We start from the raw sequence: 16,666 nt of genomic DNA, 5'->3' as shown, positions 1-16,666 counted from the left end.
TCTACTTCCTGGCGATTCCAGCAGATCTAGCAACCTCTTGTACAGCGACTGAGACAGCAGGGGCTACTCTAGAATCGAAGACAGAAGGCATGATGTTGTTAGGTGTTAGTTCCTCGTCGGGTATTAAAGAGGCGATCGCATTGCCTGCTGCTAAGAACATTTCTGTTGTAATTTCCTTGGCCCGGCAGTCTAGCGCCCCTCGAATGACCCCAGGAAATGCCAGCACATTGTTGATTTGATTTGGATAGTCGCTGCGCCCGGTCGCTACAACTGCAACAATCCCTTCGATTAGCTCTGGCTGAATTTCAGGAATAGGATTAGCCATCGCGAATACGATCGGATCAGCCGCCATCGACTTCACCATTTCTACAGTGACGACACCTGGCGCGCTAACTCCCATAAAGACATCTGCGCCCTTCATCGCATCGGCTAGGGTGCCAAACTTATCAACGGCAAATTCTTTTTTAGCTGCGCTCAAGTCGGTGCGATCGCGGCTGATAATGCCTTTGGAATCACAGATAATCAACTCCTGTAATCCGGCTCGCTTGAATAGTCGTCCCATGGACAGACCCGCTGCTCCGGCTCCGTTAATGACTAGGCGAATCTCACTTATATTTTTTTTCACTAGCTTTAGCGAATTGATCAGCGCCGCCAAGCTCACAATCGCCGTACCGTGCTGATCGTCATGAAAGACCGGAATATCTAAGTCCGCCTGCAATCGCTTCTCAATCTCAAAGCAGCGCGGCGCACTAATATCTTCTAGATTTATCGCCCCAAATACGGGCGCAATTCGCTTGACCGTCTCAATGATTTCCTCGGTATCTTGCGTATCTAAGCAAATCGGAAAGGCATCTAGACCGGAAAACTCCTTGAATAGCATCGCCTTACCTTCCATCACTGGCATTGAGCCTGCAGCGCCCAAATTGCCAAGTCCTAGCACCGCGCTGCCATCACTGACGATTGCTACCGTATTTCCTTTGATTGTATAGTCGTAGACGCTTTCGGGGTTATTAGCAATCTCTACGCACACGCGGCCTACCCCCGGTGTGTAGGCCATCGCCAAATCGTCTTGCTCACGCAATGGAATTTTGGCCTCTACCCTCAGTTTGCCGCCTTTGTGGAGAGCAAAAGTGCGATCATACGTGTTTAGGACCTCGATATCGCTGAGCGATCGCACCGCCTTTTCAATCGCTGCGGCCGCTGCCGTTCCAGAAGCATCCGCCGACACATCGCGGACAGTATATTCGCGACTCTTCTCTACGATGTCGATGTTGCCAAGACTGCCGCCTGAGCAGGCGATCGCCTCTATTACCTTGGTTAGTGCACCTACCTGATTTGGCAGCTTAATGCGGAGCGTCAAACTATAGCTAGGATTTGGCGTCAAACTGACCATAAGAGAACAAGGATGAAGTAGGAATGATACAGGATGAACTAAAGGGTATCTTGTTTCGTCCCTACACTACCGACCAATTGAGCGCCGGAAAGTATAAGATCAACCCAAATCCCGTTCATCCTTTATCCTTCACGTCGTTCCTACTTATCCATGCCTTCCCTCTACGCCGAAATCGACATCAACGCCCCCCAAAGTGTCGTTTGGGAAGCGCTGCTTCGTAAGGATCAGTGGCGCTATTGGAATACCTTCTTGTATGACTGCGATCCTGGATTGCGTATTACCCGAGGCGGCGAAATCTTTCTGGCTATGCAAAGGTTAGAAGGTGATGAAGAAACTGAGTTTCAGCCGCTGATCACAATGGTGCGTCCACCCTATATGATGCGCTGGATCTCTACTATTCCGGGTTTGCGCAGTGAGCATATCTTCGAGCTGCGTGAAAATGTACCTGGTCGCACTCACTACATTCACCGTGAGCTCTTCTCCGGCATTCTGTCAAAAGTTTTCTTACCCTTTATTCGCCAAGATGAAAGACAAGGTCTACGGCGGATGGCCCAGCAGCTGAAGATGTATGTTGAGAATTCGGTCTTGGGCGATCGCTACCTAGATCAAGACTCTCGCAACTGGCCTTACTATGACGATCGCCGCTACGGCAATCCACCCTACAACGCGCCTCCAAATCGAGGTGGCTATGAGCAGGGATACCCCCGCAACGAGCCTGGCTACCCAGATTACGGTCGTCGGAACGACTATCCGCCAGATTACCCTCGAGACTATCCGCCAGATTACCCTCGAGACTATCCGCCAGATTACCCACCCCGCTATGATCCACGCCGTCGCTAGCTATCTACATCAAAAGCGGCACTCGCTTGAACTGGGCTAAAAGAAAGTTGATATCGATAAAGTGCTACGGGCTGACCTTTTGCCTTAAAGTAATCAGGGTCTTGCGGCGAAAGATAGATTGCCGTAATCTGATCGGCCACAATTGGAAAGTTTGCATCGCCGCGCTTTCGGTAAACTGTGGTGTTTTCTACTTCGTTCAAATATACAGTGGGGGTGTCGTCACTAACGGAGAAGGATCGCCCAGGATTACGAAAGAACTGCTGAAAGATCTCAGTGGTGGCAAAAGTTCCCAGGTTAGGCATTTCGACCTGTCGACCTGTCACTGTAGAAATTAGCTGCCGATCGTCTTTCAAGAAAGTGATCTGCCGATTGGGATCGTTCGGGTCAACCTTTACTGCTTTTACCCAGTCATCACCTAAATAGGCCCGGGCTAAACTGAGTCCGTTGAAAGCGCGATCAGAGATAATCTCGATATCCTTCTCATCAGCGTCTTCTATATACGCAGGTAGCGATCTTCCTAGGAAGCCTCCTTTAGAGACTACCCTAGGTACAAACCGAACTAAGGCTGGAATGGCTTTGTGTAGAAATTGGCGATTCCCTTCAAATCCTGGCGTTACGATCTCAGGCGCTAGTGGAGCTACCATGCTGATTAGTGTAGAACTCATCCGCCAGGTCCCTACCATCCACTTCGGATAAACGAGATCTCCATCAGATGCTTGCACAGTCGGTTTGCTAGTCCAGTCTGGAAAAGCCTGTTGACGCTCGGTGAGGCTTTCCCCTGCCGCGTTGCCGCTACACATCAGCCAGACAAAGGCAAGCAGACCAAACAAGACCAGATTACGTTGGACACGCTTACGTAGCTTATGTCTAGTCGGATTCATTGAGAGCAGAAGGAGCCTACAGGGGCAACTAGTAACAGGTTAGATACAAGTACCTTCAGCTTAGCGTGCTAGCGCATCCGCAAGAACGCCACGTAAGTATTCGCTTAGATCAAATTACTAACGAGTTCAATAGTTGCGGCTTCCTTTGCTTTAGCTGGCTTGATAGTTTCTACTTCAACAAGTTCTACTTCAATCGCTTTGAACGAGTAGCAGTTTGGCTTGGCTTAGTCATAGAACGAGTGATTCTATTACCAGAATGGGACGCCTGATGATACCTGATCAGGGTGCTGCGCATAAAGCCGTAGAAGCGAGTACATGCTTACTCTTTATAGCCATTAGATTGTCCCCCCACCAGTCATGTCGGCTTCTACTCCTATGTTTCCCTTTCAAAGGTTTCCTCTCCTAGGGTAGAAGACTGAACTTGTAGCACATTTTTACAATGATAGAAATTTTGATTAGCTAACGTCGATTATGTGGCGATAGCGAAGGGTAAGTGACAGAAAAGCAGATAGAACACTAAGACAGAAGTCGGGAAAATCAAATGGAAAAAGGTCAGCTTAAAACGGTTGCACTATTAAGCCTATTGTCGGGGTTGCTTGTCGTCATTGGTTACGCGCTCTATGGTGGCACAGGTGCACTCTTGGGTTTGGGTATTGCTGCTGTAACTAACTTTGGCTCGTGGTTCTACTCTGACCAGATTGCGCTAAAAGCCTACAATGCTCAGCCAGTCACCAGAGCGCAGCTGCCTGAAATCTACAGTATGGTCGAACGCCTAGCCGCTAAAGCTGAAATTCCGATGCCCGATGTTTATCTAGTTCCTGGTGAGGCTGCAAATGCCTTTGCCACGGGCCGTGACCCAGAGCATGCGGCGGTTGCTGTTACTCAAGGCATTGTCAGAGCACTGTCTACAGAAGAGTTAGAAGGCGTACTAGCGCATGAGCTAACACATATTATCAATCGGGATACGTTAACTCAGGCGGTGGCTGCAACGATTGGTGGGGCAATCACATTTCTAGCCCAGATGCTTCAGTACAGCATGTTTTTCGGGGGGAATCGCGATCGCGAAGGTAACGGCGCTAACCCAATCGCGCTGATGGCCACTATTTTCCTTGCTCCTATGGCCGCTACTGTTATTCAAATGGGTATCTCCCGCACCCGAGAATTTGCTGCTGACGCTGGCGCTGCCCAGCTTACCGGCAACCCAAGGGCGCTCGCGACCGCTCTAAAGCGCTTAGAAGCTAGCGCCCAACGGATGCCAATGAACGCTAACCCTGCCTTTGAGCCTCTGCTAATTATCAACGCAGTGCCTCAGCAGATGATGCGTAGTCTTTTTTCTACCCATCCTTCCACTGACGATAGAGTGGCTCGCCTACTAGAACTCGAACAGACCCAAAATATTAAAGGAACTCCCTCTGTCGGCTTCTGATTTCGGCCAGTAGGCGCTATTAGTAGATAGCGCCTACTGGCCTACTAACAGTGCCTACCTTTCAATAGGTTCAATCTATTCCAAAGACATTATCCAAAGACGCCAAAGACATTGGGGCAGTAGGTCACAGCTACCCCGATGTCTTTTTGCTTAATTTCTTAATAGATGTAGCGCCCTTTCCTAAAACCACAGACCCCTACCTTAGAATTAGAAATCTCTAATTTCAACTCTACTGTGCCGTTGGCTGTCGTGCCATCGTCCGTGGCCTTCACGGGGCCAGTGTGTGCCCTCTCCCTTTGCCCCCATGGCTCAAGTTCTTGGCGCTCTCTTGATCTTTACGCTTGTCCCCTTGCTTGGTGCTCTCCCGCTGACAGGGTGGATTGTGCGTGCTTTCACCGGTAAAAACCTTCGCCAGCTTGGCACGGGTAACATCAGCGTTTCTGCCGCTTTCTATCACGGTGGCACTCTAGTAGGCGTTTTAGCTGTCTTGGCTGAAGCCTTTAAAGGAATCTTCTCTATCCTATTGGCTCGCTATTTTTTTGGCGGTGACGCTGTTTGGCCAATTATTTCGCTGATGTTTATTGTGATGGGCCGCTATTGGGGTAGTCAGGGGGCCGGGACAACTAATGTCGCTTGGGGATTTTTTGTTTACGATCCGGTCGTGGCGGGACTGACCTTCCTAATTAGTCTCATCAGCTTTACGCTGCTGCGAATGCGCGACCAAGGCAAATTGTTTGTGCTGGTGCTGATGCCTGTGCTGACCGCATTGCGTCATCCCACCGACGGCATGCGAATCCTGGTTGTGGCTTGTCTGTCTGGTCTAGTCGCCTGGATTTACAGCAAAATTCCCAACGATTTGGATTTAATTGCTGCTAACAGTGCTGGAGAATCTCGCCGAATGTTTCGTTTTTTTCAAGGCGATCGCGCCCTCCCTACGCTTAGTCAACCCCTAGAAGCTAGCAAGGTTGGCCCCAAAGCCGCCACCCTCTCTCAACTGCATGCTCTGGGCTATCCTGTCCCGCCTGGGTATGTCTTACCCGCTGGCGACGATCCCGCCGCTTTAATCAAGGCTGTCTTCCCCAACCCCAATCTCACGACTACCAATCCCACTGCTAGTACCACAGCAACTAATCTCTCAGTCGGCAGTCGCCAACCCGCGAGCGAGCGAGGCATCACTGTCGTTGCCCGATCGTCTGCCACAGGTGAAGATAGCCTTAATGCCTCTGCGGCGGGTCAATATGTTTCAGTTACCGAGATCACCAGTCCTCAAGCGTTAGAGCGAGCTATCACTGTTTGTCTTAACGCTTACAACGCCCCTTCTGCCATCCGCTACCGTCAGGACCGAAATTTACCAGAGGGCCGCATGAATGTTCTGGTTCAGCCGCATATCTTCGGTACCTATTCTGGTGTTGCTTTTAGCCGCGATCCGGTGACGCACATTGGCGATACCGTTGTTGTTGAAGCCTTGCCGGGTGATGCTAGCCGAGTGGTCTCAGGTCAAATTACACCTGAACGCTATCAGGTCAACGTTGGCGAACTACCTGAAGATGCTGACTGGCATTTGCCTGAAGAGACTACTCTGCCGGTAGAAGGTCATGGTCAAGTTCCTAACCGCCTGATCCAACGGGTTGCCTACTTAGCCAGGCACCTAGAAGATAGCTTTCATGGCATTCCACAAGATATTGAATGGACCTTTGACGGTCAGCAGCTATGGGTGTTGCAGAGCCGCCCGGTGACGACGCTGATACCTATTTGGACGCGTAAGATTGCCGCCGAAGTTATTCCAGGTGCGATTCGTCCACTGACTTGGTCTATCAATCGTCCGCTTACCTGTGGTGTCTGGGGCGATCTGTTTACAACCGTACTCAAACGCCGGGCTGAGGGCATTGACTTTTCTCAGACCGCTACCTTGCACTATGCCCGCGCCTATTTCAATGCTACGCTGCTCGGCGATATCTTCACTCGTATGGGTTTACCCCCTGACAGTCTAGAATTTCTCACGCGAGGGGCTAAGTTTCAGCGCCCACCGTTGATGACTACCTTGCAGAACCTGCCTGGATTGCTCAGACTGGCCGCTCAAGAGAACGGCCTACCCAGTCAGTTCGCCAAGGCTGATAGTGAAGACTTTTCTCCTGCACTAGCGCGTTGGCAAGATCAGCCAGCCGGTGAGTTGACCGAGTCGGCTGTGGTAGAACGAATCGAGGAAATTCTAGCGCTGCTAAAGCAGGCCACCTACTACAATATTCTGGCTCCTTTAAGTGTGGCACTAAGACAGGCCATACTCAAAGTAGATCTAGCCTCACTAGATAGCAGCAAAAATCCTGAGGTGAGAGCGCTTGAAGAGATTAAGCAGATGGCTGTGCAGTTGCGATCGCATCTCTCTGAACTCGGTCTCAAATCTCCTATCACTTCAGATTTGCAAACGCCCAACAGCAGTGCCTCTCTATTTGCAGCGCTAGCTGAGCATCCTGATGGCCATCTGGTTTTCGATCAGATTGATCGCTTCCTCGATCGATACGGCTACCTCAGCGAAGTTGCTACCGATATTGCCGTTCCTACTTGGCGCGAGTCTCCTCAGCCTGTCCGAGAGCTGCTCACCCAATACCTTCTTAACCCCAAGGCTAGCCAGCTAAATACCGGCATAGCCCAGCAGTCTTCGAGCACTCAGCGATCTAAATCGGTCAAATCTACCTGGAAATCAAGACAGGTTCAAACGCGCCTAGACTTAAAAGGGCGCGTCGCAGAAGTCTACGACCGTTTGCTAGCGACCCTGCGTAGCTGCTTCGTTGAGCTTGAAAGTCGTTGGCTATCCGCCGACTATTTAGAGTCTCAAGGTGATCTCTTCTTTCTCACTTGGTCAGATATCCGTACACAGATCACTAACCCGCTTCCTGCCGCTGAGCTTCGACTGAAGATCCATCTGGAGAAAGCCCGGTGGGAAAGCCAAAAAGAGCAGCGGGTTCCCTACTTGATCTATGGTCAAACGGCTAACACGCCTCTGGTAAATACTAATGTAGTCCCCGCTTCGGCTGGTGTGCTTAAAGGTATTGGCGCTAGTGCTGGCCAGGCTGAAGGCAACGTTCACGTGCTTGAGACCCTCTCAGGGGACATCACCAAGATTGACACCCAAACTATTTTAGTGGTGCCATATACGGATGCTGGCTGGTCGCCACTACTTGCTCGTATTGGTGGGCTAATTGCAGAAGTGGGTGGTCAGCTCTCCCACGGTGCCATTATTGCTAGAGAATATGGTATACCCGCCGTCATGAATGTGAACGATGCTACTCAAAAGCTCACTACTGGCCAGCGCGTTCGCATTGACGGTCAAAATGGCACTGTAGAGATTTTGTGAGCAGAAATCTTATGAGCAGAAATTCTGTGAGCAGAGCTTTTATAAGCGAGACTTTTATAAGTAAAAATCCTATGAATGAACAATTTGTGAGTAGTTTGCTAAGAAGCATCATCAGAGAACTTTGCTGAGAAACCTTGTGAGTTAACGACGAAAACCGGTGTTAGTCGTCGCCCCTTATCAGCTCTATTCTGTTTGACCTATGCTTTCTCAGCCACGATGACCTCCACGCGACTCCCTCCTCAAGGCACCTTTTTGGGCGCAAATAATCTGCAGCTTTTCTATCAAAGCTGGTATCCATTACCCGTTCGTAAGGATTCTAGCCAAAGCGCTGTTGAGGGCGATCTTGACGTGTTTGATCTGCAAGAGGATAGTGCTGACTTTCCTGGGTCCGATATTCAAGCACCTACTGATATTAAAGGCGTTCTAGCGATTGTGCATGGCCTGGGTGAGCATTCTGGGCGCTATTGCCAAATTGTTAGTGGTCTTACAGCCGCGGGATATGCCGTCTTTGGCTTCGATAATCAAGGTCATGGTAAGTCCGAAGGTCAGCGGGGTCATATCGACCGTTGGCAAGACTATCGTGAGAATACGCAGGCCTTCCTATCGTTGATTCGTCAGCAAGAGCCGACTGCTCCTCTGTTTTTGATGGGCCATAGCTTGGGTGGTCTCATCGTGCTCGACTATGTTCTGCGCAGTTCCAATTCGGCTGCGTTTCAAACATTGAACGTGCAAGGGCTGATTGTTAGCGCACCACCGTTTCAGCCCACGATAGGGACAGCTAGCCGACGACGCATGGTCTTAGCTCGGTTGCTCTCCAGGCTACTTCCTAGGTTTAGTCTTAACATGGGGCTGAATCAGGGAGGGCTTTCTCGCGATCCCTCCGTTGCTGACCAAGCGGCTGAAGATCCGCTGACACATTCGTCTGTTACTTTACGTTGGGGTAGCGAAACACTTAGCACGCTTGCTTGGGTGAAAGATCATATCGATCAGCTCACGCTGCCGTTACTGCTAACGCACGGGGAAGCGGATCCAATTATTTCTCCTTCTGGTAGCAAAATGATCTTTCAGCAAGTCAACAGTCGTGACAAAACGCTAAAGATCTATCCAGGCAGCTACCATGAGCCACACAATGATCTAGATGCCAATACAGTTGTCTCTGATTTACTACGGTGGATAGAAGAGAGTTTAGCTAGGTAGGTAAAGCCAACTGCGGTTGGTCTGCAAAGGGGGGTCTGCAAAAATCAAGCTGGTCTTATTCAAAACGTACTAAGATCAGGTCGCAGGTTTCAGATACTAAGCGTTTATTACCAGCGGCTATGACCAATTCTACGATCGATGATAAGGCAGTTGTTCGCGAGTATTTTAACGCAACCGGCTTTGAGCGCTGGCAGCGTATCTATGGCGACGGCGAAGTCAACAAGGTGCAGGCAAATATCCGCACGGGGCATCAGAAGACTATTGATAATGTGCTCGAATGGTTTGCAGAAGATGAGCACTTGTCTCAAATCACAGTATGCGATGCCGGCTGTGGGGTAGGCAGCTTGAGTATTCCGCTAGCGAAGATGGGTGCGAAAGTGTTTGCTAGCGATATTTCTGAAAAAATGGTGGAAGAGGCTAAGGTGCGATCGCAAGCAGCCCTAGGTGATGAGCTCACGCCAGAAAGGATGCCAGAATTTGAGACTAAAGATTTAGAGGCAATTACAGGTACTTATCACACCGTAGTTTGCCTAGATGTATTGATTCACTATCCTCAAGAGAAGGCTGATAGCATGATTGAGCATCTTAGTTCACTGGCAAGTGATCGCATTTTGATCAGTTTTGCACCTAAGACTTGCTTCTATGCCACCTTAAAGAAGGTGGGCGATTTCTTCCCAGGTCCTAGCAAGGCAACTCGGGCCTATCTACACCGAGAGTCTGACGTAGCCAAAGCGCTAGAGAGAAATGGCTGGAAAATTGAGCGGCGATCGCTTAACAAGGCGCCATTTTACTTTTCTAGGTTGTTGGAAGCAACTCGAGTCGACGCTGCGTGAGGGGTGCTATACAAAGGTCATAGAGTCAAGGTCATGGAGCGAAAGCCATAGAGTAAAGGCCATAGACCTCGTGATGCTAGGACTAGAACAATGAGTAGCGCTAGAAGAATCACTGGGATTGGACTATCTGGGTTGGGGCTAGTGTTGAGCTTTCTGTGCTTGGGCCGGGCTGTACAGACAGCGCTTGATCGCAATCCGAATCGACAAGGCAAACGAGAGGTGCTGACCGGACTGCTGATTGGGCTGCCGACAGGGGCAGGTGCGCTGTGGATACTAAATGATCTCAAGCGTGATCACACTATTGTTCGCTCTAAAGAGCTTCAGTCTCTTCTTCTCAAGGCGATTAGAGCTAACAATGGTCGTATCAGCGCTGCCCAGTTCGCTATGCTATCTCAAGTGTCATTAGATGAGTCCAAAGCTCTGTTGGATGCTTGGGCGAGTCCGCTGAACGCTGATCTTGATGTCGATGAGTCGGGAGTTGTGACCTACTGCTTTCGTTTGCCAGAATCACGCTAGGTGAACAGTCATTGGGAAGATCTGAATTTCTTGCTTGTTGTTGGTACGGTTGGATTTATGGCTGGTTTATTTGTTGCGATCGCGTCTATTCTTGGTGTCCTTTCTGTTGCGGGTGGGGCTTTTGGTGCCCATGCCCTTAAAGGAACGCTAACGGACACTGCGCTAAGCAGCTTTGAGACGGGGGTGCGCTACCAGATGTACCATGCGATCGCGCTTTTAATCATTGCCCTGTTGATCAGCCAAAATCCAGACCTCAAAGAGCTGGTTGCCGCTGGCTGGTGCTTTGTTGCTGGTGTCGTTCTCTTTTCAGGTAGTTTGTATGGGCTAAGCTTACTCGGTATCAAAGCACTCGGGCCGATTACTCCATTAGGTGGTTTAGCCTTTATTATTGGCTGGATCAGTTTGGCCATCGCTGGAGGAAAGCTAGCTTGAAACTAATGTCTACTATCGTATAGGACACTTTATGTGCCGAATTCTAGGATATCTAGGTCCACAAATTTCTCTTGATCAGCTGGTACTAAATCCCATTCACTCTATGCTGGTACAGAGCTATCAGCCAAAGGAACTCAAGAGCGCTGTGCTCAACGGAGACGGCTTTGGGTTAGGCTGGCACGGTCAAACTGTAGACGGTCGAACCCTAGAGAGCGATCCTTTTGTCTATCGCAATATCCTACCGATGTGGAACGATCGCAGTTTAGAGGATCTGTGTCGCTATATTCGAGCTAGCAGCTTTGTGGTCAACTTGCGTAGCGCCACAAACAAGATGCCTGTGGATATCAGCAATTGTCAGCCCTTTCAGTACAAACAAATGCTGTTTGTGCACAATGGCCTAATCGAGAACTTTTTTGAATCGCTGCAGCGTCCTATCCGAGAAAAGCTATGTGATTATGCGTACCAGTCGATTCAAGGCCTCACTGATTCAGAGCACATCTTTGCTCTGCTAGTTCACTACCTAGAAATGCAACCTGGCATAGATATTGCGGAAGCCATGCATCAGACAATAAAGACATTGGTGAGCATGGCAAACGATGCCGGCGTTAGAATCGCTGCCAATATCATTCTGTCGACGCCTGATCGCCTGATTGCGCTTAGATATGACAACCAGAAAAAAGCGCCTTCCCTCTACCTACTAAAAAATTCAAAACGCTTTCCTCATTCCATCATCCTTAGCTCGGAAGGACTCTTTGAAGACGGCTGGAAGGAGTATAACCAAAGTGAACTCGTTAGTATAGATAGCGAGCTAACCGTTAAAAGCTATGCGACTATCGACTAGTACGGCTTTTGGCTTGGTATGTCGTCTTATCTTTACAGTTCATTGCACTATTTACCTCTCTTCTGCCCGGCTCCAAGTTCGCTTACCCATTCTCTCCAATCTGCACTTCAAGACTGTCGTCGCCAAACGCTAGATCTAGTCCAAGGCATCACCTGTAAAGCTTTTCGCACTCAATCACATCCCGATTTTAGTCCGGTTGGCTGGCATCTAGGACATATTGCCTATACAGAGTCTTTGTGGATTGCAGAATACCTAGCTGGTTCGACCAAACCGTTTTCGCAGTATGAGCGTCTGTTTGCGGCAGATGGACTGCCAAAGTCGGAACGCCAGAATCTACCCGAATTATATGAGATTTTGGCTTATCTCCAGACGGTGCGATCGCAAACACTCGACTATCTAAACAACAGCAATCTCGAAGATAGTCGTCTTTGGCACTGGCTAATTCAACACGAAAGTCAGCATGCAGAAACGATCGTGATGGTGCTAGCGATGCATCAGCAAAACTTCGGAGCGTTTATTTATCCGACAGTTCGACCAGTTTCTTCTACTGAAAGTAACCGCATGGTTTATGTCCCAGCGGGTAGTGCAACTGTGGGCTCTGATGCGCCAGAGGCTATTGATAATGAGCGTCCGGCACATTTAGTTTCGACAGGGGATTATTGGATTGATTGTGCCCCTGTGATCTGTAAACAGTACCGAGAGTTTGTAGAAGATGGTGGATATCACCAGGCAAAGTGGTGGAATGAAGCCGGCTGGAGGTGGCTAAAGTCCGCACGGGTAGATAGACCGCTCTATTGGCCAGATGACACTCTACTCGATAGCCCTTCATCATATAAAGCACTGTCGGATCAAAGAAACTGGGATAATTATCCAGTTTGCGGCGTAAGTTGGTATGAAGCCGATGCTTATGCAAGGTACAGAGGCAAACGGCTACCGACAGAATCTGAATGGGAGAAGGCAATCACCCTTAAGCCTGAACGCATCCACACGACTACTGGCGCGACTACTGACCCGACTACTGGCTCAACTACCGGCCTGACTACAGACCTAAATCCTACAGACTATAGGGGAACAGCTTATACAGGCAACTTTGAGTCAGGCAGCGTTTGGGAATGGACAGACACCTGGTTCTCAGGTTATGTAGGATTTCAGCCTTTTCCTTACAAGGGCTATTCACAAATTTACTTTGATAGAGAGCATCGGGTATTGAAAGGGGGAAGCTGGGCTACGCCAAGATGGGTGAAGCGGCCTAGCTTTCGTAACTGGTATCATCCCCACCGGCGGGAAATATTTTCAGGTTTTCGCTGCGTGAGCTCATAGGCGTGTGAAGACGTTGCCTGATTAGTTTAAGCGGGTGTGCTTTGAGTGTTGATGGTTTAGCGCAAGCTAGGAGGGGTTGGTTTGAAGAAGGTAATGTCAAAAGATGAACAGAAAGATGGGCAGAGGGTAAAGATAGTCAACCTTTTGGATTCTAAGGACACAGGAAAATTAGGCCAAGATGTAGTCGCTGGGCTCTGCGCGCATCCAAGATATCTACCGCCCAAGTACTTCTATGATGAGAGAGGTTCACAGCTATTTGAACAGATTTGCGAGCTGCCAGAATACTATCCGACGCGGACGGAAACCGCTATTTTACAGACGTATGGGAGCGCGATCGCTCAGGCTACTGGCCCCTGTGAGATTGTTGAACTTGGCAGCGGCAGCTCTACGAAAACTCGCATCTTGCTAGATGCCTATCAGAAAGCTAGCTACCCGCTACGCTATTTACCTGTTGATGTTAGCGATACGATGCTGCGTGAAACGGCTGATAAGTTGTTACAAGAATATTCTGGGCTATCAATTTACGCTATCTCTAGCACCTACGAATCTGCGCTTAAAGCTTTGCCGAAGAAACAGTTCCCCGCTCGGATGATTGCGTTTATTGGTAGTACCATCGGTAACCTTTTACCAGAAGAGTGCGATAGGTTTTTATCCCGCATCAGCGAAACTTTAGAAGTTAGCGATTACTTTCTACTAGGAGTAGATCTGCAAAAGGAGATCTCTGTTCTAGAGTCTGCCTATAACGATAGTCAAGGTATCACTGCAGCCTTTAATCTAAACATGCTGCGACATCTTAATCAAAAATTTGAAGGAAACTTTGATCTAAGCAAGTTCTTGCACATTGCCCACTACAACAAACAAGCAAATCAGATTGAGATGTATTTAGAGAGTATGGCGGCGCAGACAGTGAGACTAGAGACATTAGAACTAACTGTTGCTTTTGAAAATGGCGATCGCATTCTCAGCGAAATCTCTCGCAAATTCGATCTTGAAGAGATGACACGTATTCTCGCTAGCCATCAGCTTAACGTTATAGAAACCTTTAGCGATCCGCGGCAGTGGTTTGGCCTATTGCTCTGTCAACGCTGCCGTTGAAGGTATTATCCTTAAAGGTACTGTTACCAAAAGTGCTCTTATTAAATAGCTTGACTACAAATAGCTTGACTACAGCAGAGCTACTCTACAGCGCGCGAAACTAAATCTCCCACTCGAGAGGTATTGTTAACTACGCTAGGTTGATAATATCTAGCCATACCTAGCATCCTGCCTCACTCCATGTTGGCTTAATCTCTTAGAAAATTAAGATCATGCCCCAGACCGCTTGTACTCATACCGATCAAATCGAAACAGTTGAGCCTAGTGCTAAAGGCTGTGAAGAATGCCTTAAGATGGGTGACACTTGGATTCACCTGCGGCTATGTCGAAGTTGTGGTCATGTAGGCTGCTGCGATTCTTCTAAGAACAAACATGCCAGCAAGCACTTTGGCCAAACAAATCACCCCATCGTTCAGTCTTTTGAACCAGGTGAGGATTGGCTGTGGTGCTATATCGATAACACCTACGTCGAAGCCTGACGAGCTAGCTCGCTAGTTCTTGTAGAAAGTGAGTGACTAGTCGTGAGCAGCGGCTACGCATTCAGCGCGTACAGAAGGGCTCTAGTCGCTTTGGCTCTAGTTGCGCTATAAGAATTAAGTCAAAAAGCATGTTAAGACAACCAGGAAACTTTCATGGCGGATAAGCCAGTTATTCTAACCGTTGATGACGATCCGGCTGTACTCCAATCGATTTCACGCGATCTTAGAAAGCAGTATGGCGATCGCTTTCGCATCGTTCGGGCTGATTCGGGCGCAGCTGCGCTAGAAACGACTGAAAAACTGAAATTGCGCGGTGATACTGTGGCGCTCTTTTTGGCCGACCAGCGGATGCCAGGTATGAGCGGCGTCGAATTCTTAGAACAGGGCAGCGAAGTTTTCCCAATGGCAAAGCGGGCCTTGCTCACTGCTTATGCTGATACTAACGCCGCAATTTCAGCTATCAATGACGCTAGACTTGACTACTACCTGCTCAAGCCTTGGGACCCCCCTGAAGAAAAGCTCTATCCCGTTCTAGATGATCTTATTCAAGATTGGAAAGCTCACTTTAAACCAGAATTTAAAGGGGTGAAAGTCGTTAGCGATCGCTGGTCTCCTTTATCGCACGATCTGCGTGATTTCCTGTCACGAAACCAGATTCCCTATCGTTGGTTAGATGTTGAAACTGACAAAGAAGCTCAAAAGCTAATCAACTATTCTGACGCAAACTCAGATAGTGCCTCTTTGCCTTTGGTGATTACCGCTCAAGGGGACAAACTTATTCAACCTAGTGTCACAGAGCTAGCTCAGCAAGTAGGCCTGCAGACCGAGGCGGCTAAACCATTCTACGATTTAGTGATTGTTGGCGGTGGCCCCGCTGGACTTGCAGCCGCTGTCTATGGTGCGTCGGAAGGGTTGAAAACAGTGATGATAGAGCGAGAGGCACCTGGCGGGCAAGCAGGGACCAGCTCTCGGATCGAAAACTACCTGGGGTTTCCGGTCGGGCTTAGCGGCGATGACTTAGCTCGGCGAGCGGTGACTCAGGCTAAACGATTTGGGGTAGAGATTTTGACCCCACAGTCAGCCACAGATCTACGGATCGAAGATGACTATCGCATTGTTACGCTAGCAGACGGTGGTGAAATTAGCTGTCATGCTTTGGTGTTGGCTCTAGGTGTATCCTGGCGACGGCTACGAGTGCCTGGGATCGAAGCATTTACCGGGCGAGGCATCTACTACGGAGCGGCTAAGACAGAAGCGCCTGCTTGCAAAGGAGAAGAAATATACGTCGTCGGCGGCGCTAATTCTGCAGGTCAGGCGGCGATGTATTTTTCTCAATATGCTCGTCAGGTGAATATGCTGGTCCGCGGTGAATCGCTCGTCAAGAGCATGTCGCAGTACCTCATCGATCAAATCGATAACACCGAGAATATCAGGGTAATGCCGTTTCATAGCGTTGTAGAAGCGCAGGGTGACGAGCGATTAAACCGTATCGTTGTAGAAGACTCTCAAATAGGGGAGACAAAGACATTTCCTACGAGCTACTTGTTTATCTTTATTGGCGCGACGCCAAGTACAGAATGGCTAGGTGATACCATCCAGCGTGATCAAAGAGGATTTATCTATACAGGCCCAGACGTAAGTGAGGATAGGGGATGGCCACTAGAGCGCGATCGCTTTCTTTTAGAGACAGACGTGCCTGGGATCTTTGCTGTCGGTGACGTGCGCCATAATTCGGTGAAGCGGGTGGCCTCAGGGGTAGGAGAAGGCTCAATCTGCGTTCAGTTTGTACATAGGCACCTGGCAAACGTTTAGTACAGTAGTACAGCTCTCTGATACAGAATTTCTAGTAGGCCCAAAACGAACCACGGCACTGGCATGAAACATGCCAACGTGCCCGGTTAACTCAACATCATTTCTAAATTGCTATCTCTGCTCGTTTTTGATCTGGCCGCGCTTGGCCTCAGTCTTTGTGGTCTCTGACTTTGTGGTCCCTAACTTTTCAAAATCGATGGCGTGATCGATGGTGTTGACGTGACTTTCAGGACTTCGGCTGGCGACCGA

At 49.1% G+C, this 16,666-nt stretch carries 14 protein-coding genes; 12 read left to right on the top strand and 2 right to left on the bottom strand.

All coding sequences use genetic code 11. From position 1 onward, the window contains the following. Nucleotide 1: 1 nt before the first annotated feature. The gene (locus tag S7335_RS01985) at nt 2-1,393 is read right to left on the bottom strand and encodes an NAD-dependent malic enzyme (RefSeq protein WP_006454216.1); all 1,392 of its coding nucleotides are present in this window, start codon (nt 1,391-1,393) and stop codon (nt 2-4) included. Nucleotides 1,394-1,543: 150 nt separating this feature from the next. Between S7335_RS01985 and S7335_RS26565 the strand changes: the two genes are divergently transcribed. Continuing rightward, the gene (locus tag S7335_RS26565) at nt 1,544-2,233 is read left to right on the top strand and encodes an SRPBCC domain-containing protein (protein WP_006454968.1); all 690 of its coding nucleotides are present in this window, start codon (nt 1,544-1,546) and stop codon (nt 2,231-2,233) included. On the opposite strand, the gene S7335_RS01975 is transcribed toward S7335_RS26565, so the two are convergent. Further along, complete coding sequence (locus tag S7335_RS01975) at nt 2,230-3,114, bottom strand: DUF6816 family protein (protein WP_006457115.1); 885 nt, start codon at nt 3,112-3,114, stop codon at nt 2,230-2,232. The genes S7335_RS26565 and S7335_RS01975 overlap by 4 nt on opposite strands. A gap of 541 nt (nt 3,115-3,655) precedes the next feature. Here S7335_RS01975 and S7335_RS01965 point away from each other — a divergent pair. From S7335_RS01965 to S7335_RS01915, 11 genes are all read left to right on the top strand, one after another. Next, complete coding sequence (locus tag S7335_RS01965) at nt 3,656-4,540, top strand: M48 family metalloprotease (protein ID WP_006454686.1); 885 nt, start codon at nt 3,656-3,658, stop codon at nt 4,538-4,540. A gap of 304 nt (nt 4,541-4,844) precedes the next feature. After that, the gene (locus S7335_RS01960; protein WP_006455405.1) at nt 4,845-7,892 is read left to right on the top strand and encodes a glycerol-3-phosphate acyltransferase; all 3,048 of its coding nucleotides are present in this window, start codon (nt 4,845-4,847) and stop codon (nt 7,890-7,892) included. A gap of 216 nt (nt 7,893-8,108) precedes the next feature. Then, nucleotides 8,109-9,089, top strand: coding sequence for an alpha/beta hydrolase (locus tag S7335_RS01955; protein WP_157620043.1), 981 nt, complete (start codon nt 8,109-8,111; stop codon nt 9,087-9,089). A 119-nt stretch (nt 9,090-9,208) separates the two neighbouring features. Then, nucleotides 9,209-9,922, top strand: a complete 714-nt coding sequence (gene bchM, locus S7335_RS01950; RefSeq protein ID WP_006455448.1) for a magnesium protoporphyrin IX methyltransferase — start codon at nt 9,209-9,211, stop codon at nt 9,920-9,922. 90 nt (nt 9,923-10,012) lie between these two features. Continuing rightward, the gene (locus S7335_RS01945) at nt 10,013-10,438 is read left to right on the top strand and encodes a hypothetical protein (RefSeq protein ID WP_038015434.1); all 426 of its coding nucleotides are present in this window, start codon (nt 10,013-10,015) and stop codon (nt 10,436-10,438) included. After that, complete coding sequence (locus S7335_RS01940; RefSeq protein WP_006455282.1) at nt 10,439-10,870, top strand: DUF423 domain-containing protein; 432 nt, start codon at nt 10,439-10,441, stop codon at nt 10,868-10,870. It abuts the gene before it with no gap. Nucleotides 10,871-10,901: 31 nt separating this feature from the next. Further along, nucleotides 10,902-11,711 (top strand): ergothioneine biosynthesis protein EgtC, encoded by an 810-nt coding sequence (gene egtC, locus S7335_RS01935; RefSeq protein WP_006456488.1) that lies wholly within the window; start codon nt 10,902-10,904, stop codon nt 11,709-11,711. Nucleotides 11,712-11,753: 42 nt separating this feature from the next. Beyond that, nucleotides 11,754-13,031: an SUMF1/EgtB/PvdO family nonheme iron enzyme gene (locus tag S7335_RS01930; protein WP_006456304.1), complete on the top strand. Its 1,278-nt coding sequence runs from the start codon at nt 11,754-11,756 to the stop codon at nt 13,029-13,031. A 93-nt stretch (nt 13,032-13,124) separates the two neighbouring features. Further along, entirely contained in the window at nt 13,125-14,126 is a 1,002-nt protein-coding gene (gene egtD, locus S7335_RS01925) for an L-histidine N(alpha)-methyltransferase (protein ID WP_038015430.1), read from the top strand. 212 nt (nt 14,127-14,338) lie between these two features. After that, nucleotides 14,339-14,605, top strand: a complete 267-nt coding sequence (locus S7335_RS01920) for a ubiquitin carboxyl-terminal hydrolase 14 (protein ID WP_006455857.1) — start codon at nt 14,339-14,341, stop codon at nt 14,603-14,605. Between the two features lie 153 nt (nt 14,606-14,758). Then, complete coding sequence (locus tag S7335_RS01915; protein WP_006454773.1) at nt 14,759-16,417, top strand: FAD-dependent oxidoreductase; 1,659 nt, start codon at nt 14,759-14,761, stop codon at nt 16,415-16,417. Nucleotides 16,418-16,666 lie beyond the last annotated feature (249 nt).

This window comes from Synechococcus sp. PCC 7335, assembly GCF_000155595.1.
GTDB lineage: Bacteria > Cyanobacteriota > Cyanobacteriia > Phormidesmidales > Phormidesmidaceae > Phormidesmis.
The sequence above is the reverse complement of the archived record's forward strand: the minus strand, read 5'-3'. Positions and strand labels throughout refer to the sequence as shown.